The following is a 20,078-nucleotide window of genomic DNA, read 5'->3' as shown; positions in this document are numbered from 1 at the left end:
TGGAGTTTACTTACCTTCGACCCCGACGCAAACCTGATTCCGGAGTTCCTGATGCACGAGTCTGCCCGCCGCAGGGCAGTGTTCGCGGCGGCGCTGCTGTTGCTCGGTGCCTGCGCGAGTGGCCAACCTCCGACGCAGTCCCGGCCGGCCGACCGCTACCTGGTCCTGATCTCCTTCGACGGCTTTCGCAGCGACTACCTGGATCGCGGCCTCACGCCGACTCTGGACTCCCTCGCCGGTGCCGGCATCCGCGCCGACTCGCTGATCCCGCTGCAGCCCGCGAAGACGTTCCCCAACCATTACTCGATCGCGACCGGGCTGTACCCGGGAGAGCACGGCATCGTCGCGAATACCTTCTACGACCCTGCGCGTGACGCGTGGTACTCGCCCGCCAGCCGCGCCGCGGTCGAGGATGGGACGTGGTATCGCGGCGAGCCGATCTGGGTCACTGCACAGCGACAGGGCCTGCGCACCGGCACGATGTTCTGGATCGGAAGCGAAGCGGACGTCGCGGGCGTGCGCCCGACGTACTGGAAGCGCTTCGATGCCGGCATGCCGGACGAGGCGCGGGTGGATACCGTGCTCTCCTGGCTGCGGCTGCCCGATGCGGAGCGACCCCGGCTGCTGACGCTGTACTTCGAGATGACGGACGACGCGGGCAGCCGGTACGGGCCTTCGTCACCGCAGGCGAACGCAGCTGTCGCTCGCGCCGATTCCATGGTGCACCGGCTGATCCATGGAGCACGTGAACTTCCGTTTGCCAGCGACATCAATTACGTCGTCGTTTCGGATCACGGCATGGCGGATACCCGCGACGCGGTGTTCCTCGCGGAGCACGTCGATACGATCGGGCTGCGTTTTGCCACGCACGGCCCCTTCGCGTTTCTCTACCTGGATGGTGACACCACGAGGATGGATTCGATGCGGGCCGCACTCGAATCCGTGCCGCACGTGGCGGTCTACGAGCGAGACGAGCTGCCGGACGAGTGGAGGTGGAACGATCCCAGGATGGGCGACCTGGTGCTGGTCGCGGAGCCGTACTGGCAGATCGGACGCGCGCGCATGCCGGTGCCGCCGCACGGAGCACACGGCTGGCCGCCGGGCACGCCCGGCATGGGCGCAATCTTCCTGGCGAGCGGACCGGACGTGCGTGCGGCGGGACGGATCCCGGCGTTCGAGAACGTGCACATCCATCCGTTCCTCGCCCGGCTGCTCGGCATCGAACCGGCGCCCGACATCAGCGGCGATGCGGCTGTGCTCGCGCCCTGGCTGCGGGAATGATCAGCCGGTCGTGGACGGTCTCAGTGAGCCGAAGCGGGCGAGCGCATCGCGGGCGTGCTCTGCACGCACACGCATCGGGCCGCTGAGGTCGCCCGGCTCACCGGCGGCCGTAATGAAGCGCGTGTAGGCGATTCGCGCGTTGCCGAAGTCACTCTTCGCTTCCAGTGCGCGGCCCAGCACGTACTGCCGTTGCAGCTCCAGCGCGGGCTCGCCCGGCCACCTCGTCAGCAGCAGCTCGATGGCGCGGTCGCGCGTCTGCGGCTCCTCCGCCAGCAGCTCGACCCACCTGAACCAGAGCGCGTCGAACACGGATCCTGCCGCATACCGGTGCCGTGGCAGAGTGGCCTGCACCTGTGCGAGCCCCGCGATCGTCTCGCCACCCAGGGCTGCGGCAAAGCCGTAGCCTGCGTCGGCGATCGTGCGCCAGAGGCTGTCGGTCGCGGCGGCCGCGATGCTCTGCGCCGCGCGCTGGACGCCAGCGGCATCACGACGATCGATCGCAGCGATCATGCGCAGAACGTCCAGCTGCGCCGGCTCGAGCTCCACCAGACGCCCTGCAGCGGTCGTCGTGTCGGCGACCCCCACATAGACGCCGAGCCGCTCCAGCGGGTGAACATGCAGGGGCGCTGTCGTCGCGTCGCGGGCCAGTGGCGCCAGCAGCACGCGCGCGGCGTCGATTCTGCCGTGCGCGATCTCGATGTGCGCGAGCATCGCGGCAGCAGCGTCGCGATGTGTGCCGCCGAGCGTGGCGCGGAACGTGGCGAGTGCGTCGCTGCGCTCATCCGGCGACAGGCCGATCACCGCCGCGAGCACCGGGGCGCGCACGGCCTGCGCAGCCTGGGTACCGAGATCGGCCGCCGCGCTGTCGGATGTAGCAACGATGCGGGCGAGCAGCGCTCCGAGTGCGGCCGGCTCGTGCGTCTGCAGTGCATCCGCAGCATCGGAGTACAGCTGCGCGCCATTGCTCTCCGGCGCGACCGCACGCACGCGCGAGACATACTGCTCCACCAGTGCCGCATTGCCGGAGCGGAACGCGATCTCCAGCGGGTGGATCAGCGCGGGCGTGAAGCTCGGATCCAGGCCGAACACGCGGTCGAACAGCACCAGCGTCTCCTCCGGCCGTTTGCGCAGCGGCGCAATCGACTCATGCGAGGCGTGGTACTCGTCGTCGGCGAGAAGGAACCAGGCCTCGGCATCATCAGGGTAGGTCTGCAGGTATGCACGCAGCGTGTCGCGCGCCATTGCCGCGTCGCCGTCCGCTCGCATGCCCATGATGCGCACGAGCACCTGCTCGCGCGGAGGCAGGCGATCGGAAAAATGCAGGGCGAGGCGGGTGGACGCAGCCGAGGCCGACGTCGCAGGACCGCCACCGCGCCAGCCCGCGGTCATTGCCAGGCGGTAGTGTGCCAGCGGGAACATCGAGTCCTCGGCGACCGCCTGCGCGAACCACACCATCGCGCTGTCCCACGCCGACGCGCGGTAGTGCTGCTCGCCGCGCAGGAACGCACGAATCGCATCGAGATTGCCGCTCGTGATCGCACGCACGTCCGTGCGCGGCAGCGCGCGCGCCGACGACGTGCCCCACAGACCGCGCAGCAGTGCGACGCTCAGCGAATCGACGAGGTCGAGAACGTGATCGGCGCTGCCGGTCACCTGGACGCTCGCCAGCAGGGTGCTGTCACCGTCGACGGGTCGGACCTCGGCGCTGATCGAGACCTCCTTGTCCAGGAGGACGGTCACACTTCCCGTCAGTACGGAACCGGCTCGAACACTGCGACCGATCTCGATCGCCGTCCCGTCCGGGTCGAGCGCCGAGTCCTCGGGGCGCTGCTCCCAGCGGTACAGCACCGTACGCGGATCGACCGTGCGAATGCCGCCGACGCCATCCAGGTTGCGCGAAAGCAGGTCGACAAAGCCCTCGCTCGTCAGGCCCGCCGAGCCGATCACCGTGAAGGGCATCACCGCCAGCACTTCGGCACCGGGCTTCACTGCGCTCGCCGTCCCCGGTGTACGCACGACGACCGCGAACGCAACTGCGCTCAGCAGCAAGGCGCCGACCGGCGCGAACACCGCCCAGCGCGGCACGCGCGCGAGCAGGCGCCCCGGCTCGCCGCGCCGGGCGGTCAGGCGGATGCCATCCGGCGTTACGTCGACGAGCCACCCGAGGATGAGCGCGACCGGGAACCCGCCAAGACAGCCGATGACGAGCACGCGAAACACACCCGGCCCGACATCGAGTGCCTCGAAGACCAGGTCGGCCGCCTGGAGCACGACGAACACCGCCGCCGCGTAGGCAATGCCTACTCGGACGACTCGCCTGCGCTTCAGCTCGCTGAGGAAGTCCATCGGGTCTTCCGGGGGATGCATGAATCAACGATAAAACGTCTGCCCACAATGAGCTATGACGGCATCAGGCCGGCTGCGGTTGTCTCTTGTGTGTGACGCACGGAAAAGCGGGATGGTACGCCCAGGCTACGGGATGGCACCCCGCGGGCTGGCCGCGCGACGTATTCCGGTACTAACCTGATGCAATGGCTGAGATCGGACTCGTCCTGACCGGCGGCGGCGCCCGGGGTGCCTACCAGGTGGGTGTGCTGTCATGGATCGCCCGCCGCTATCCCGAGCTGGACCTGCCGATCCTGACCGGCGTGTCCGCGGGCGCCGTCAATGCCGCCAAGCTGGCCTCCCGGTTCGGGACCTTCGCCCAGTCGGTCGAGGAGCTGCGGGGCCTCTGGAGCGAGCTCCAGGTGGAGGACGTCTTCCGCGTGGCGCCGTGGTCCATCGCGTGGAGTGCGTTTCGCTGGGGTTCCCGCCTGACGTCCGGCGGTGGCCAGGGCGTGGCGCGCGTGCAGGGACTGCTGGATACGACGCCGCTGCGCGAGCTGCTCGAGGAGGTGATGGTCACGCAGGAGGGCGTGCTCAGCGGCGTCGACTACAACCTGGAGCGGGGCGCCCTGAAGTCGGTCGCGATCGTCACGGCGTCGTACACGACAAGCCAGTCGGTCGTGTGGGTGCAGGGGCGCGACATCGCGCCCTGGACGCGGCCGAACCGCCGGGCGGTGCAGACCAAGCTGCGGATCGATCACATCATGGCGTCTGCGGCGCTGCCGCTGTTCTTCCCTGCCGTCGAGATCCAGGATCCTGCGGTCGGCGCACACTGGTACGGCGACGGCGGCATGCGTCTGTCCGCCCCGCTGTCCCCTGCGCTGCACCTCGGCGCGGACCGCGTGCTCGCGATCTCGACGCGTTACGATCGTGCGCAGCAGGAGGTGGATGCGCCGGTGGTCACCGGTTACCCGCCGCCCGCGCAGGTGCTCGGTCTGCTGCTGAACTCCGTGTTTCTCGATCTGATCGACCAGGACGTCATGCGGCTCGAGCGGCTCAATTCGCTGCTCGTGAAGCTGCCGCCCGAAGAACGCAACGGCCTGCGCCCGATCCGCATCCTCACGATCCGGCCGAGCCAGGACCTCGCTCGCATGGCCGCGGGGCACGAGCTCGACCTGCCGTGGGCGTTCCGCTTCATGACGCGAGGGCTCGGCACGCGCGAGACGCGCTCCCCCGACATCCTCGCGATGCTGATGTTCAACCCGCTGTACCTGCAGGAAGTGATGGAGCTGGGCGAACGCGATGCCGAGGCGAACGCCCACGAACTCGAGCGGTTCATCGAGGACGAGGTCCATCCCTGACGAGCTGCCAGTCGCTCACTCCTGCGGGCGCACCGCGTTGAATTTTCTCAGGACGTCCATCGCCTGGTCGAGCGGCAGTGCCTCGACGCTGCCCACCGTCGTCGCGCGGAACAGCGAGTTGTAGATCGCTTCCTCCGTCGCCTCCGCCACCGCCTGGAACAGAGGCGACACGACGTCGTTGGAGAGGAATGCACCGGGACGCGGCGTGGGCGCGTCCGCTTCACGGCGCACCGAAGCCGCGGTCGAGAACGCGATCACGTAGTCGCCCGACCCGTTGCTCATGGTCGCTCCGGTGCGTGCGAGCCCGACGAGGGCACGCTGCGCGAGCCGCTCGAGGTTGCGGGCGTCGAGCGGCGCATCCGTCGCAACGACCATCATGATGCTGCCATCCGGGGTGAAGCCGTCGCGATCGACGTAGCTCGCAGCGTCGGCCTGTTCTGCCGTTGCCGCACCGGCAGTCGGATGATCGCCGCGGGACGGGTCGCGTGAACGCGACCGGTTCGCTTCGCGGTTCGACTCGCGCGGCCGCTCCGCCTCGACTGCCCGCTGGAAGCTGTACTTGCCGAGCTCCACGCCGACCGGTGCACCGTTGATCGTGAGTACACCGCCGAAATTGCTCTGCACGAGCACGCCGACCGTGTAGCCGCCGTAGGCCTGCGGCACGACACGCGACGATGTGCCGATGCCGCCCTTCCAGCCGAACGCGACCGTGCCCGCGCCGGCGCCGACCGCACCTTCCGCGACGGGACCGGCAGCGGCCGACTCCAGCGCCTGCACGACGTGCTGCGCCGTGATCGGGCGCGCGCGGATGTCGTTCAGCCCGCCGTCGTTGGTCTCCCCGACGACGGGATTGATCGAGCGCACCTCCTCCATGCCCGGCTGCGCGAGCAGCCACTCGACCATCGCGTCCGCAGCCTTCCAGACGCACAGCGTGCACGTCAGCAGGATGGGCGTTTCGAGCTCACCCAGCTCGCGAACCTGTGTCACGCCCAGCAGCTTGCCGAACCCGTTGCCGACCACGATCGCCGCCGGGACACGACTGCGGAACAGGTTGCCGTCGTGCGGCAGGATCGCCGTCACGCCCGTGTGCACGCGCTCCTGGTGGATCGTGGCCTGACCGACCCGCACCCCTGCCACGTCCGTGATCGCGTTCTGCGCGCCGGGCTCGAAGATCCCGACGACGACCCCCGCTTCGCGTGCGCGCGGCCGCGCTTCCTGTGCAGCCACGTCAGCCGCGCCCGTCAGCATCACCAGCACGAACGCCATGCGCCTGATCATCGCGCGCTCTCTCCATGTCTGTGTTCAGCCGTGCTGCTCACCGGCGGCAGCCAGTCGGTCGATCGTGGCGGTCATGCGCGGGATCGGCACGCCCATCGGGCACACCGCAGCCCCGGCGGGATCGCGCGGTGCCGCGCCCGTCGACGCCGCAACGGCTGGCGCGCGGTCCAGCGCGCGGGACGGGCCGGCAACAAAGGTCCACGCCTCGTCCCATGCCGACTGTACGTCCGGCGTGGCCAGCGCGCACAGCCCGCAGTGCACGCACCGCATGGTCGCAGGAAACGCGGCGCGCTCCTCCGGCAGCAGCGGCAGGTAGCCCTCCGGGCGTACCGCCGCCAGGTAGCGCTCACGGTCACGCAGTGCGCCCACCGCCCGCGCCGGCATCCGCACCAGCACGTGCGCGGCCATCCGGTAGCCCAGGTTCGCCCACGCCGCAAGCTGGTTCGTCAGTCGAGCCATGTGCTCCTCACGCCGTCGCCGACAGCATCCGGGTCACGGCGACGACGCCGTCCTCCGCGGCCGCGCCCAGACCATCCGCCACGCCGGCACGCACGGAGCCGGCCGCCCATACGTTCGCGAGCGCGTCTCCCCCAGGCCGCCGGAGCCGATGACTGCCGTCGACGCGCACGCCCGCGCGCATCAGCGGCTGCTCCTCCGTCCGGACCGGGTCCGTGAGCGCGACGGAATCGACTTCCTCGAAGCGCTCGCCCAGGTGGTCGATCCATACAGCGGCGCCGAACACCGGCTCGGCAAAAACGGGGTCGGCGACAATCCCTCCGCCAACGTAACGGCCGCTCGCCAGCAGAAACCGCTCGGCCGCGAAGCGCTCCGCCTGGTCAGAGCCATGCCGCACGACGTCCACGCCAGTGCAGCGGCCAGCCCGCTGCTCGACGTCAGCAACGCTCCCGTCCACGACCTGCACACCGGCCTCGATCAACGCGCCTTCGAGTGCCCGGTGCAGGCGCCAGCCCGGCACCGACGGCGCGACGCCCAGCGCTTCACCGACCGGTACTCCCGTTTCGGCCTCCAGCCGCTCGCGGATTTCGCCCGTCCGCTCGATCCCGAGCACAGCCGGCACGACGAGGCGCGTGCAGCGTGTCCGGGCGACGATGTCGCGAAGTGCGACCGCAAGCGGCGCGGCGTCGGCCTGGATCGCGCGGGCCAGTGCGAGCGGCGCCCAGCCAGCGGGCGGGGTCCCGGCGAGGCGCGTCGTTTCGTGGGTGAGCTCGGCACCGGCGGCATCGCCCCAGAGGCGTGCGAGTGCGCGCGGGCGGAAGACGGGCAGCCCCTCGATGCCGACGACGCAGGCGCCTGTCTCCACGCGTGCGGCTGCATGCGACGCCGGCGCGAAGTCGTAGTGTCGCAGCTCGCCGTCGGGATGCGGGAGCGGCCCGTCGAGATCGACGTGCACGAGGTGCTGCCGGACCAGGGCATGCGCGATGGGTCCGGGAAGCGGGCCGGTCCAGCCGCCGCGGGAGAGTGCGGATGCGCCGGGCGCCCGCCGTACGACGATGACGCTCATGTCGTGCGCGCGTGCCTCGAGCGCGGCCGCGGCTGCCGCAGCGCCGCCGCCAATGACGAGGAGATCGGTCGGCTGCATTTGCGGCAGGATAACCGTGCATTGCAGTGCGCGCCAACCGCGTGCCGTAGGGTGATGGGGCGGAACGCGTGGTGTGCGTGTGCAGCGGAGTCGGCTTGACCCCGGGGGGTGCAGCCGATAACGTGCCTGACTCCCGCACGACCCCTTGCGGGAAGATTTGGCTAGCAACAGGAGCCTGAGCCCTTGTCGAAGTTCCGGTTTCGCCGCGTTGGCGGTCTGCTCACGCTCGCCGCGCTGTTTTTCGTCGCGGCGTGCGAGGCCGGCGGCGATTTCCCCCAGACGACATTCCGCCCTGTCAGCGAGCTCGGCGAAAAGCAGAACGCCGTGTTCTACAACACCACGGCATGGACCGTCGGCATCATGGTCCTGGTCGAGGTGCTGCTGCTGTATGTGATCTGGCGCTATCGCGAGAAGCCGAACCAGCCGCGCCCCGAGCAGATCCACGGCAACACCAAGCTCGAGATCGCGTGGACGGTGATTCCTTCGATCATCGTGGTTCTGATCGCGGTTCCGACGATCCTGACGATCTTCGACACGCAGAAGGAGGCGCCCGAGGGTGCACTGCGGATCGAGGTGATCGGTCACCAGTGGTGGTGGGAGTTCCGCTACCCGGAGGAGGGGGTCGTTGCGGGCAACGAGTTCTACGTGCCCGTGGACCGGCCGGTCGAGCTGCGACTGCACTCGGCGGACGTGGTGCATTCCTTCTGGATCCCGAAGCTGGGCGGCAAGCGGGACGTGAACCCGCAGCCTGCGGTCACGGGTGATCGCGAGCCGCACACGAACCAGATTCTGTTCACCGCGCACGAGGAAGGCGCGTACACGGGCCAGTGCGCGGAGTTCTGCGGCGAGGCGCACGCGATCATGCGCATGATCGCGCACGTCGTGTCGGAGGCCGAGTACGACGCCTGGATCGAGCAGATGCGCAGCGGCGCGACGAGCTCGGACATGCTGACGCAGCTCGCGCGGACGCCGGGCGCGACGGCGCCGGTCGGCGACACGACGGGCCTGGCGCCCGAGGTGGGCGACAGCGCACCGCCGCGCACGCAGCCGCAGGTGGAGCCGCAGGCGACGCAGCAGCCGCTGCCCGCGCCGACTCCGGCCGCGCGGCAGGTCGGGGCGATTCCCGCGCCGACGGGGCTGCCCGCGGCACGACCGGAGGTGCCGGCGCTGATGGTGCCGGGCGCGCAGAGCGAAGCCGAGCTGGGCCGCGAGGTCTTCCTGTCGAAGACGTGCGTGGCGTGCCACGCGATCAGCGGCACGCGGGCGCAGGGCGCACTGGGTCCGGTGCTGACGCGCTTCGGCACGCGGCCGTGGGTCGGTGCGGGCGCGGCGCGCAACACGCAGGCGAACGTGGAGCAGTGGATCCGCGATCCGCAGAGCCTGAAGCCCGGCACACTGATGCCGGGTGCGCACACGCCGGGTGGCGGCATGCCGCCGACGAATCTGACGGATGAGGAGATCCGCCTCATTGCGACGTATCTGAGGAGCCTCAAGTAGGCGCGGGAGCGATAATCGAAATGGCGACGATCGAAGCACACGCGCCAGCACATGCGCATGCGGGGCCGGCGCGGCCGACGGGAATCAGGGACTGGCTCTCGACGGTCGATCACAAGAAGATCGGGCTCCTCTACGGTGTCACGGCGCTCTTCTTCTTCCTGGTCGGCGGTATCGAGGCGCTGCTGATCCGGATCCAGCTGGCAAAGCCGGAAAACGCGTTCATCAATCCGGATCTGTACAACCAGATCTTCACGATGCACGGCACGACGATGGTGTTCCTCGTCGGCATGCCGATCGCCGTGGCGATGTTCAACTACTTCGTGCCGCTCCAGATCGGCGCACGCGACGTCGCGTTCCCGCGACTGAACGCGCTGTCGTACTGGATCTTCCTGTTCGGCGCGATCTTCATGAACATGAGCTTCCTGTTCGGCGCCGCGCCGAACGGGGGCTGGTTCGGTTACGCGAACCTGTCGTCGACGCAGTACTCGCCCGGGCTGAACATGGACTTCTGGGGGCTCGGCCTGCAGATCCTGGGCGTCGCGTCGATCATGGGTGGTGTCAACTTCATCACGACGATCATCAACATGCGGGCGCCCGGCATGCGCATGATGCGTGTGCCGCTGTTCAGCTGGATGGCGCTGGTCACGAGCTTCCTGATGATCACGGCGCTGCCCGTGCTCGCGGTCGCGCTGTTCCTGATGACGTTCGACCGCTTCTGGGGCACGCGCTTCTTCGACGTCGCGGCAGGTGGTGACCCGGTCATCTGGCAGCACCTGTTCTGGATGTTCGGGCATCCCGAGGTGTACATCCTGATCCTGCCCGCGTTCGGCATCGTCAGCGAGATCATCCCGACCAACTCGCGCAAGCCGCTGTTCGGCTACGCCGTGATGGTGTACTCCGGTGTGCTGATCGGCATCATCGGCTGGGGCGTGTGGGCGCACCACATGTTCGCGACCGGCATGGGCCCGATCGCCGACGCGTTCTTCACGATCTCGACGATGATCATCGCGATCCCGACGGGCGTGAAGATCTTCAACTGGGTAGCGACCATGTGGGGCGGCAAGATCCGCTTCAACACGGCGATGCTGTACGCGGTCGGGATGGTGGCGACGTTCACGATCGGCGGCATCTCGGGCGTCATGCACGCGACGTCGCCGCACAACCTGCAGCAGACGGACACGTACTTCGTCGTCGCGCACTTCCACTACGTGCTGGTCGGCGGGCTGATCCTCGCGATCTTCGGCTCGTTCTATCACTGGTTCCCGAAGATCACGGGCCGGATGATGGACGAGCGGCTCGGCAAGGCGAACTTCTGGATCTACTTCATCGGCTTCAACCTGACGTTCATGCCGATGCACTGGATCGGGCTGCTCGGCATGCCGCGCCGCATCTTCACGTACGGCAGCGACCTGAACCTCGCGGGGCTGAACCAGCTCGCGACCGCGGGCGCGTTCATCCAGGCGATCGGCGTCATTCTCCTGGTCGTCAACATCGTGAAGAGTGCGAAGCGCGGCGTGAAGGCCGGCCCGAACCCGTGGGGCGCCGCAACGCTCGAGTGGGCGACCGAGTCGCCGCCGCGCGAGTACAACTTCGCGAAGATCCCGACGGTGCACAGCCGCGAGCCGCTCTGGGTCGAGGCGGAGCAGATCGAGCGCGACGCGCGTGGCGAGCCCGAGCCGATGCACATGCCGCCCAACTCCTACTGGCCGCTGTTCACGGCGGTCGGCGTCACGCTGACGTGCGTGCTGTTCATGGCGCCGTCCTGGTGGGAGCCGCTGATCGGGCTGGCATGGACGTTCATCGGTGTGGTCAACTGGGCGTACGAGCCGACGTAGAACGGACCGGGCCCGGGCCCTGGCCCTGGGCCGGGGCGCGGGTTGAACGGCGGACGGCGGATCTGATGGACCGATCGGCCGACGTTGATACAGGACGAGAAGAATCAAGCGGCGGGCAGTACCCAGGCCCGGGCTCCGGGCCCGGGCTCCGGGCCCGCTTCACGACCAGACGAAGCCATGGCACAGACTGACGCACACGCGCTCCACCCTCCGACATCGACGGGGCTGAACACCTGGAAGCTGGGGTTCTGGGTGTTCCTGTCGTCGGAGACGCTGTTCTTCGGGTCGTTCATCGCGACCTACATGGTATACAAGTCCGCGAGCGTGGTCGGGCCGTTCCCGACCGAGATCCTCGACATCCCGCTGACGTCGATCAGCACGTTCGTGCTGCTGATGTCGTCACTCGCGGTGGTGGTCGGGCTGGACGGGATCCAGAAGGGGAAGCGGAAGCAGGCGCTTGCCGGGCTGTTCACGACGGTGCTGCTGGGCGCGCTCTTCCTGGGCTTCCAGGCGTACGAGTTCACGCACTTCTACCATGCCGGGCTGACGCTGCAGACGAACCTGTTCGGCTCATCGTTCTTCATCCTGACCGGCTTCCACGGCGCGCACGTCTCGATCGGGATCATCTGGCTGTTCATCCTGTTCATGGACATCCTGCGCGGCCCGATGGTGCCGGAGAAGCACGCGTTGCAGGTGGAGGTGGCGGGCCTGTACTGGCACTTCGTCGACATCGTCTGGATCGTGATCTTCACGCTCATCTACCTGCTGGCGTAGGAGAGGGACGCATGGCGCAGGAAACACATCAGGTCGAGCACGCGCACGCCGAGGGCGGGCACGCGAGCCTGCGGACGTACGTCATCATCGGTGTGATCCTCACCGTCGTGACGGCGATCGAGGTCGCGATCTCCTACATCCCGGCGATGGAGCCGGTCGAGGTGCCGCTGCTGCTGGCACTGTCGTTCGCGAAGTTCATGCTGGTGGTGCTCTTCTACATGCACCTGAAGTTCGACAGCAAGATCTTCTCGCGGGTGTTCTACGGTCTGTCACTGCTGGCGGCGCTCCTGATTTCGGGGCTGCTGCTCTTCCATGTCGTGCTGGGCGAGTACCGGACCTAGCGGGACGGGCAGTGATGTGAGGTCATGGCGCCGGCCACCTGCGGCCGGCGCTGAATGGAAGTCGAGATGATGGCCGCAGTACCTTCGATGGTTTCCACACTTGCGCTGCTCCACGGCGTTGCGGGCGAGTTCTCCTGGACGCGCTGGGAGCTGCACCCCAGCATCCTGATCGGCTGCGGCCTGCTGCTCGCCGGTTACGCAGCACTGGTCGGCCCGCTCCGCGAGAAGCACCGCCTGGGGCCGCCCGTCAGCCAGGCGCAGGTGCTCTACTGGACGAGCGGCGTCGTCGTGATGTTCGTGTCCCTCAACGGTCCGATTCACGACCTCAGCGACTATTTCCTGTTCAGCGCGCACATGGTGCAGCACATGCTGCTCATGCTGATCATGCCGCCGCTGCTGCTGCTCGGGCTGCCCAGCTGGTCGCTGGATCCGATCCTGCGCAACCCGCGCGTGCGGGCGACCGCCGCCCTGCTGGTGCATCCGCTGGTCGCGTTCGCAATCTACAACGCGGTGTTCACCGGCTGGCACTTCCCGCGCTTCTACAACTGGGCACTCGAGGACCACGCCGTCCACATCGTGCAGCACCTCATGTTCATGGTGGCAGCGGTGATCATGTGGTGGCCCGTGGTGAGCCCGGCGCCGCAGCTCCGGCCGACCACGACGCCGATCCGGCTGCTCTACCTGTTCGCTCTCGGCATTCCGATGTCGATCGTCTCGGCGATCATCACGCTGTCGACCGTCGTGCTGTACCCGTTCTACGGCGAGGCGCCGCGCGTGTTCGAGTCGCTGAACGCGCTCGAGGATCAGCAGCTCGGAGGGCTCATCATGTGGGTGCCGGGCGCCCTGGTCTTCTGGGGTGCGATCTCGATCGTCTTCCTGCGCTGGGCGAAGCGGGAGGAGCGCGAGGACTGGGCGGAGCAGGAGATGCTCGCCGCGGGCCGCTCGGGCGCCTGAACACGCGGCGATCCCGCCCGCCGCACTGACCGTGACGACCCTGCCGTGAAGCTGCCCGTTGCCGAGATCGTGGTCGCGGTGCTGATCGCCGCCGCCGGCGTCGGCGTCTACGTGTATGCACACCGCGACGAGCCGGCGATCGAACGGACGAAAGAGCGCGGCGACGTCATCGTCGCCGCGCTCGAGACGCACCGCTCGGCCGCCGGTCGCTACCCTGACTCACTGCCGCAGCTGGTTCCTGCCGTGCTGGACAGTCTGCCCGCGCCCGCATGGGGCGAGCGCTGGTCCTACCAGACCTTCGCCGGCGGCACGCATGCCGAGCTCTACGTGAGCAGTGGCCGGCTGACGCTGCGCTACGACTTCTCCGGCCGGCGCTGGGCGCTGGACAACTGACGCGGCCGCGTCGCTACTGCACCCGCTTCACCCACGACCCGGCCGGGAGCTGCGCTGACAGGTTCGTCACCTGGTTGATCAGCGCGAGCTCGTCCGCGTCGATGCCGGACGGATAGCGTCGCATGAACTCGTTGAACGTCATCGAGGACGAGAGGCGGACGGCGTCGATCCGCTCCGGCTGGGCGTTCAGCACGGACGGATCGCTCACGCGCTGGTAGCTGCCGATCGTCTGCAGGAAGGCGTTCTCGTAGGCACGGATGTTCTGCGCTGCGGAGTAGGTCAGCAGCTGGTAGGTGCGCTGGCCGTCCTCGATGTAGGCCGCGTAGCCGGCGATCGCGCCCCCCTCCGTCTGCGCCTCGAAGGGCACGATCACGGCCGGGAAGTTGTTGATGCGCTCGCTGCGCGGCTGCCCGGTGCGGATCCCCTGCTGCTGCCGGAACGCGCTGGCCGCCTGCGCGGCGCTGCCCTGTGCAAACGTGAACTGGATCGCGGCGTCCTGCTGCTCGCTGATCGCCTGCACCGCTGACGTCAGGTTCGCGAGCCGGAAGCCCCGCGGGAACTCGAGCCGGAAGCGCAGCTCGGGGTGCAGGAACGTGGCGCCCTGGAAGTAGCCGTGGCGCGGGTTGTTGCCGTACACCAGCCCGTCGATCTGATCGAAGTAGTCGGCTGCTTCGACGTTGCGCTGGCCGGGCGGCAGCTCTTCCAGCATTGCGCTCAGTCTCTCGATGCGCTCCTGCGGCAGCGGGTGGGAGGACAGCCAGCTCGGCAGCGGACTCTGGCCTGCGAGCTCGGACGAACGCGCGAGCGACACGAAGATGTCCGGCATCTCGCGTACGTCGTAGTTCTGCTGGAGCGAGTAGCGGTAGCCGAGCTCGTCGGCCTGGCGTTCGGCGTCGCGACCGTAGCTGAGGAACAGGAGCTGGAGCCCGGTGCCGGCGAGGTCGCCGAACTGGGCGATCTCGGGGACCAGGATCATCCCGGCGATCAGTCCGATCTGCGCCAGCTGCTGCCGGCTGATCATCTGCACGGAGTGGCGCGCCGTGACGTGCCCGATCTCATGGCCGAGCACACCGGCGAGCTCTGCCTCGTTCTCCATCAACGAGAGCATGCCGCGCGTGATATAGATGAACCCGCCCGGCAGCGCGAACGCGTTCGGCGTGGGGTCGTCCACCACCCGGAACCGCCACGGCAGGTCCGGGCGTTCCGACTCACGGGCGAGCGATTCGCCCACGCGCTGCACATAGGCGTTCAGCTCCGCATCGTCGACGACGCCGATCGACGCTTCCACGTCCGCCGCCGCCTGCTGGCCCATCGCGATCTCCTGGCTCTCGCTGATGAGCGCCAGCTCCGTCCGCCCGGTCACGGGGTTCGTCGCGCAGCCCGCCGCGAAGAGCGCTGTCCCGAGCACTGCGCCTGCCCACATCCGTCGCATGCCGCCTCCTGATCGATTGAAAGACGTCAGGACCCGGTGCAACAGGCGTGCTCGGCCACTTCACTCCTCGATCAGCCGCACGACCGTGACCTGCTGCACGTCCGTATCCGCGTCCTTGCCAAGGTACGCGGCGCGGCCGTCCGCCAGGAAGGCGGTCGGCAGCCCCAGGCCCGGCAGCGTGCCCAGCATCACGCCATTGCGGTCGTACAGGTCGACCCGGCCGTCGGCGCCGGGGTCGTCCGAGGATGCCACTACCCACAGGCGACCCTGCCGATCGACGGCGATCGATTCGATGCGCGGGATCGTGGCCGCGAACGTCGTCGCCTCCAGCTGCCGGCGCACGGCCTCCTCCAGCATCGCCCGGTCGCCACCGAACCCGCGCACCTGCTGGGTGCGCATCTCCTCCAGCACGGCCTGCCGGTCCGCCTCGGTCGTTGCGCGCGGGGGCGCGTCGCGCTCGATCCGCAGCCGCTCGGTGCCGTCGGGCTCCAGGACATGGATCGAGTAGCGATCGTCGTCGACCACGGCCAGGCTGCCATCCGGGAATGCGGCCCAGCGGAGCACGGGGGCGAAGCGAGGCGTCGAGAGCATCATCATGCGGCGATTGCCGCTCTCGACCTGCACGACGTCGGGCTCCGGCAGCAGCATGGAGTAAAGCGTGTCCTGCAGCGCTCCGTCGAGTGCGAAGCGTGCAACGACGGACCGACGCTGCTCCTTCGCCTGGTCGCGATCCAGCCCGAAGGTGAAGCGGATCCCGGCCAGGATCCGGTCATCCTGCATCACAACGGGTGGGGCCGCCGAGGCACTGGCGTCGAAGGAGATGATGCGCGGCTCGCCGCCGCCGGCGGGAAATCCGGTGAGCCGTCCGCTCGTCATCTCCATGACCCAGAGCGTATCGCCGCGCCCTGCGGTGAGGCCGAAGGCCATGTTGATCTCACCGGGACCGGAGCCCTCCCGGCCATGACTGCCGACGAACGTGCCGTCGGGGGAGTAGCCGATCACACGATGCCCCGCGCCGTCCAGCAGCCAGACGTTTCCGGCAGCGTCCCCGGTCACTCCGGCGTCCGCGACCTGGTCGAACTGGTAGTCCGGGTCATCACCCAGGATGTCGCCGATCACGGCAACCGTGTCGGCGCGCCACGCGAGCTCGGCGCCGCCGCTCCCCGGATAGAGCAGGCGGGGCACGCCGTCCACCGTGTCACGCTGCGCCTGGAGTCCGCGCGAGGCGGCCTCCGTTCCGCTGCAGGCTGTTGCCAGTACGGCGCTCATGGCCGCGAAGCACGCAGCCTGGCTGGAGAGTCTCATCTGTCCTCGGGGGGCTCGGGTATCCGGTCAGCGTGAAGACGGGTCAGGTGCACCATGTGCTGAGATGCCTGGAACTGATGCGCACGTTGCCTGAGGCTGTCGGGGCGTGTGCAGCCGTCGCGCGGCGAGTGGGAATCGTACTCCCCGCCGAGGTGGGCGTCGATCACGACCGCGGTGGATGCAATCACGGATCGGGATCCTGCGCAGGCAATGCCTTGCCGCATCCTGCATGTGATTCATCTTACGGGCGACTCGACGATACGGAGAACAGCGATGCATCTGCCTCTGCGCCTGGTTCCTGCCCTGCTGCTGGTTGCTGCTGCATGCGGCGGATCCGGCTCGCGCGGCGAAGCGAATCCCGTCCTGCTGCAGCCGGGCGACACGATGTTCGATGTGCAGGCGCCGGATAAGTTCCGGGCGCGCTTCACGACCACGGAAGGCGAGTTCACGATCGAGGTCTACCGGGACTGGGCGCCGCGCGGCGCGGACCGGTTCTTCAACCTCGTGCGATCCGGCTACTACGACGGCACCCGCTTCTTCCGCGTGGTGCCGGGCTTCATGGCGCAGTTCGGCCTGCATGGTGACCCCGAGATCGAGCAGGCGTGGCGCGCGGAGTCGCTGCAGGATGATCCCGTCGTGCAGAGCAACCGCCGTGGCACGATCGCGTTCGCGATGGCCGGGCCGGACACACGCTCGACGCAGGTGTTCATCAACTACCGCGACAATGAAGCGCTCGATGGGGCGGGCTTCGCGCCGTTCGGCCGTGTCGTCGACGGGATGATGATCGTCGACCGGCTGAACGGCGCCTACGGTGAGCTCGCTCCGGAGGGCCGCGGTCCCGACGAGCGTCGCCTCGCCATGGAGGGCGAGGAGTACCTGCGCCGGGAGTTCGCGGATCTGGACCGGATCGAGCGGGCCGAAATCGTGGAGCCCGGGAACTGACCGGCTCAGCCCGTCTTCCGCGCCTCCCAGGCGCGCAGCACCTCGACTTCGCGCTCCGCGGGCAGCCCGGCACGCAGCTCTGCCTGCCGCTCGGCGGGTAGCGTCCGGAACCACTCCAGCGTGTCGCGGGCCGTGAGTGCGAGGGGACGGAACGTCAGTCCCTTCTCCACCGCGCGCTCGATGCTCACGCGCGCAAATCCCGCATTGTCGTCGCGCACCGGCACCCATACAGGCATGTGCGACCAGCCGTGGACCTCGTGCTCGTCCAGGAAGTCCTGCGGCACCCACTCGAAGCGCACGACGTTGTCGCCGCTCTGCGAGGCGCGGATGCCATGGAGCATCTCGGCGATCGAGAGCGGTGCACGCGGGCCGGTCGCGTTGTAGATGCCGGTCGCCCGCTGCTCGGCCATGCGGATCGTCCACTCGGCCAGATCGCGGGCATCGATGATCTGGACGGGATCGGCAGGTGTGCCCGGCGCCATGACGGTTCCGCCGCGCGCGACGCGCACCGGCCAGTACGTGAAGCGATCCGACTCGTCGCCCGGTCCCACGATCAGGCCGGGGCGGATGACGGTCGTCTTCCCCGGGAACCAGCGTTCCGCCTCGCGTTCCGATGCCGCCTTGAGCGGGCCATACAGCGCGCCGACATTCTGGCGGAACGACTCCATGGTCTCACTGAGCGGGTCCGCGCCCTGGTACTGGGCCAGCGGCGTGTTCTCATCCATGCCGGCGCGGCTCGTGTCCGCGTACACGGAGATGGTGGAGATGAAGACGTACTGGCTGGTGCGGTCGCGCAGAACCTCGCCGGCGTCGCGTACCCAGTGTGGCAGCGTGGTCGGGTTGTCGATGACGACGTCCCACCTGCGCTCCCCGCGCAGCGCGGCCAGTCCGTCGCGCGCGTTGCGATCGCCCTGCAGGTGCTCGACGCCGTCGGGCAGATCCGCCTGGCGCTGGCCGCGGTTGAAGACGGTCACGCGGTGCCCACGCCCCACCGCATAGCGCACCTGGTGGGGCCCCGTGAAGCCGGTGCCACCGAGGATCAGGATGTCGAGCGGTGCGCTGGCCCGTTGCGGCGCGACGTCGCTGCTGTGGGAACGGACGGTCGCGGCCGACGTCGCCTGCGGCAGGATGGCACCGCCGAGTGCGGCGCCCGCGCCGGCCGCTGCCGTGGTCCGGAGGAAGTTTCTGCGTGTGCTCACGTTGTACCGATACCGGTGATCAGGTGTTTGCCGGCGCCGGCGTGTGTGCCGGTGCCGGTGTTTCGCGCGCATCGCGCATGACCGCGTTGCGGCGGCCGAGCCAGAGGGAGATGCCGAGCCACGCGGCGGAGATCGGCACGGCGGTGAACGAGATCGCGCTCAGGCTCAGTCCGAAAGCGAGCAGCCCCGCGTACGACCATGCGCCGACCTGGTCGCCGACGCGGTAGACGAAGGTGTCGATGAACGACTTCGCCTTGTACTTCTCCTCGCGTGGCACGACCGTGAACAGCACCTCGCGCGTCGGTCGTGCGACTGCGTAGTTGCCCGCACGCCGCAGCACCTGGAACGCGACGAAGATCCCGAGAGTCGGTGCTGCGCCCAGCGCGAAAAAGCCGAGCACGGAGAGTGTCGGCAGCAGGGCCAGCGTGACTGCGACGCCCAGCCACTTCAGGATGCGCCCCGTCAGAAACGCCTGTGTCAGCAGCGTCAGCACGTTGACCGCGAGGTCGAGCGACGCGAAGAAGGCGGTACGCTGGTCTCGGTCGGTGAAGTGCTGGTTGATGATGTCCGCCTGCGCGATGTACAGGAAGGTGCTGCCGACAGTGAACAGCAGCATGTAGAGACAGATCCCGAGCAGGTATGGCGATCGCATCACGTGCGTGACGCCCGCCCAGATCGAGCCGCCGATCACGCGATCACTGTCCTGCGACTCCGCACCCGGCTCCGGCTCCGCGCGTGGCTCGCGCGCCTCGCGGCCGAGCGCCAGCACGCACCAGACGGCCAGCTCCAGGAACACCAGCGACACGATCAGCATGTTGATCGAGCCGACCCGCTCGACGAAGAACGCCGTCAGCCCCGCGCCCGTGATTGCGCCGGTCGTCCCGCCCAGCCCGATGAAGCCGAACAGCCGCTTGCCCTGCTCGCGGCGGAACAGGTCCGCCATGAAGCCCCAGAAGACCGAGACGACGAACAGGTTGAAGACGCTCGCCCAGATGAAGAAAACGCGGCCGACCCAGACGTGCTGCGATTCCGGCATGGCCCGCAGTGCCAGGAAGAACAGCAGCAGGTTCAGCATGAAGAAGCGGTACGTCAGCGGGATGAAGCGCCTGCGCGGCAGCCGTGCGACGAGCCCGGCGAACAGCGGCTGGGCGAGCAGCATGCCGGCGAGCGTGCCCGTGAACAGCCAGGGCAGGTTCTCGACACCGCCGGCGGCGCCCATCTCGTCACGGATCGGCCTGAGGATGTAGTAGCTGGTGAGGACAAAGAAGAAGTAGGCGCCCGAGAGCAGTGCAGCGCGAACTTCACCGGGGCGGATGTCGACGAGTCGGTGCAGCAGCGCTCCCGCGCCGCCGTGCTGCGTCCTCTCCGTCATCAGCTTCCTCGCTTGGGGGTGAGGCGGATCCGCCGTGCCGGCATCATATGCGGCACGTCACGTGTTGCCAACTCGCACGGTGTCGAACCGCATGCAACGAGGTGCCACCGGTCCGTGGCGCGTCACGAGTGGCGGATCGGAAGCGGCTCATCCTTACTGACGCGCGACACACCCGTTCCGCTGGACGCA

17 protein-coding genes are annotated in these 20,078 nt (G+C 68.6%); 9 read left to right on the top strand and 8 right to left on the bottom strand.

From position 1 onward, the window contains the following. Positions 1–51: 51 nt before the first annotated feature. Positions 52–1,281 (top strand): ectonucleotide pyrophosphatase/phosphodiesterase, encoded by a 1,230-nt coding sequence (locus VFU06_07685; GenBank protein HEU5209275.1) that lies wholly within the window; start codon positions 52–54, stop codon positions 1,279–1,281. Here the strand turns inward: VFU06_07685 and VFU06_07680 are convergent, their stop codons facing one another. Then, positions 1,282–3,627, bottom strand: coding sequence for a hypothetical protein (locus VFU06_07680; GenBank protein HEU5209274.1), 2,346 nt, complete (start codon positions 3,625–3,627; stop codon positions 1,282–1,284). 185 nt (positions 3,628–3,812) lie between these two features. Between VFU06_07680 and VFU06_07675 the strand changes: the two genes are divergently transcribed. Continuing rightward, positions 3,813–4,967: a patatin-like phospholipase family protein gene (locus VFU06_07675; protein HEU5209273.1), complete on the top strand. Its 1,155-nt coding sequence runs from the start codon at positions 3,813–3,815 to the stop codon at positions 4,965–4,967. Positions 4,968–4,982: 15 nt separating this feature from the next. On the opposite strand, the gene VFU06_07670 is transcribed toward VFU06_07675, so the two are convergent. Genes VFU06_07670 through VFU06_07660 form a run of 3 tightly spaced genes read right to left on the bottom strand, consistent with a single transcriptional unit; the run spans position 4,983 to position 7,845 of the window. After that, positions 4,983–6,245 carry a P1 family peptidase gene (locus VFU06_07670; protein HEU5209272.1) on the bottom strand — a complete coding sequence of 421 codons (1,263 nt, stop codon included), beginning with the start codon at positions 6,243–6,245 and terminating at the stop codon, positions 4,983–4,985. A gap of 24 nt (positions 6,246–6,269) precedes the next feature. Continuing rightward, positions 6,270–6,704: a hypothetical protein gene (locus VFU06_07665; protein ID HEU5209271.1), complete on the bottom strand. Its 435-nt coding sequence runs from the start codon at positions 6,702–6,704 to the stop codon at positions 6,270–6,272. Between the two features lie 7 nt (positions 6,705–6,711). Next, entirely contained in the window at positions 6,712–7,845 is a 1,134-nt protein-coding gene (locus VFU06_07660) for an FAD-binding protein (GenBank protein ID HEU5209270.1), read from the bottom strand. A gap of 183 nt (positions 7,846–8,028) precedes the next feature. Here VFU06_07660 and coxB point away from each other — a divergent pair, with 183 nt between their 5' ends. From coxB to VFU06_07630, 6 genes are all read left to right on the top strand, one after another. Continuing rightward, positions 8,029–9,342: a cytochrome c oxidase subunit II gene (gene coxB, locus VFU06_07655; GenBank protein ID HEU5209269.1), complete on the top strand. Its 1,314-nt coding sequence runs from the start codon at positions 8,029–8,031 to the stop codon at positions 9,340–9,342. Positions 9,343–9,362: 20 nt separating this feature from the next. Then, positions 9,363–11,177 carry a cytochrome c oxidase subunit I gene (gene ctaD, locus VFU06_07650; GenBank protein HEU5209268.1) on the top strand — a complete coding sequence of 605 codons (1,815 nt, stop codon included), beginning with the start codon at positions 9,363–9,365 and terminating at the stop codon, positions 11,175–11,177. Positions 11,178–11,354: 177 nt separating this feature from the next. Further along, positions 11,355–11,951 carry a heme-copper oxidase subunit III gene (locus tag VFU06_07645; GenBank protein ID HEU5209267.1) on the top strand — a complete coding sequence of 199 codons (597 nt, stop codon included), beginning with the start codon at positions 11,355–11,357 and terminating at the stop codon, positions 11,949–11,951. Positions 11,952–11,962: 11 nt separating this feature from the next. Further along, positions 11,963–12,292, top strand: a complete 330-nt coding sequence (locus tag VFU06_07640; protein ID HEU5209266.1) for a cytochrome C oxidase subunit IV family protein — start codon at positions 11,963–11,965, stop codon at positions 12,290–12,292. 87 nt (positions 12,293–12,379) lie between these two features. After that, positions 12,380–13,246 carry a cytochrome c oxidase assembly protein gene (locus VFU06_07635; GenBank protein ID HEU5209265.1) on the top strand — a complete coding sequence of 289 codons (867 nt, stop codon included), beginning with the start codon at positions 12,380–12,382 and terminating at the stop codon, positions 13,244–13,246. Positions 13,247–13,291: 45 nt separating this feature from the next. Continuing rightward, positions 13,292–13,639 (top strand): hypothetical protein, encoded by a 348-nt coding sequence (locus VFU06_07630; protein ID HEU5209264.1) that lies wholly within the window; start codon positions 13,292–13,294, stop codon positions 13,637–13,639. A gap of 13 nt (positions 13,640–13,652) precedes the next feature. On the opposite strand, the gene VFU06_07625 is transcribed toward VFU06_07630, so the two are convergent. Further along, positions 13,653–15,071 (bottom strand): M48 family metalloprotease, encoded by a 1,419-nt coding sequence (locus VFU06_07625; protein ID HEU5209263.1) that lies wholly within the window; start codon positions 15,069–15,071, stop codon positions 13,653–13,655. A gap of 60 nt (positions 15,072–15,131) precedes the next feature. Further along, positions 15,132–16,376 (bottom strand): hypothetical protein, encoded by a 1,245-nt coding sequence (locus VFU06_07620; GenBank protein ID HEU5209262.1) that lies wholly within the window; start codon positions 16,374–16,376, stop codon positions 15,132–15,134. A 273-nt stretch (positions 16,377–16,649) separates the two neighbouring features. On the opposite strand from VFU06_07620, the gene VFU06_07615 reads away from it, so the two are divergent. Continuing rightward, entirely contained in the window at positions 16,650–17,318 is a 669-nt protein-coding gene (locus VFU06_07615) for a peptidylprolyl isomerase (protein HEU5209261.1), read from the top strand. Between the two features lie 5 nt (positions 17,319–17,323). Here the strand turns inward: VFU06_07615 and VFU06_07610 are convergent, their stop codons facing one another. Further along, entirely contained in the window at positions 17,324–18,517 is a 1,194-nt protein-coding gene (locus tag VFU06_07610; protein ID HEU5209260.1) for an NAD-dependent epimerase/dehydratase family protein, read from the bottom strand. Positions 18,518–18,536: 19 nt separating this feature from the next. Then, positions 18,537–19,889: an MFS transporter gene (locus VFU06_07605; GenBank protein HEU5209259.1), complete on the bottom strand. Its 1,353-nt coding sequence runs from the start codon at positions 19,887–19,889 to the stop codon at positions 18,537–18,539. Positions 19,890–20,078: the final 189 nt, after the last annotated feature.

It is taken from the genome of Longimicrobiales bacterium, assembly GCA_035764935.1.
Classification (GTDB): domain Bacteria; phylum Gemmatimonadota; class Gemmatimonadetes; order Longimicrobiales; family RSA9; genus DASTYK01.
This window is presented reverse-complemented; position numbering and strand designations above follow the sequence as displayed.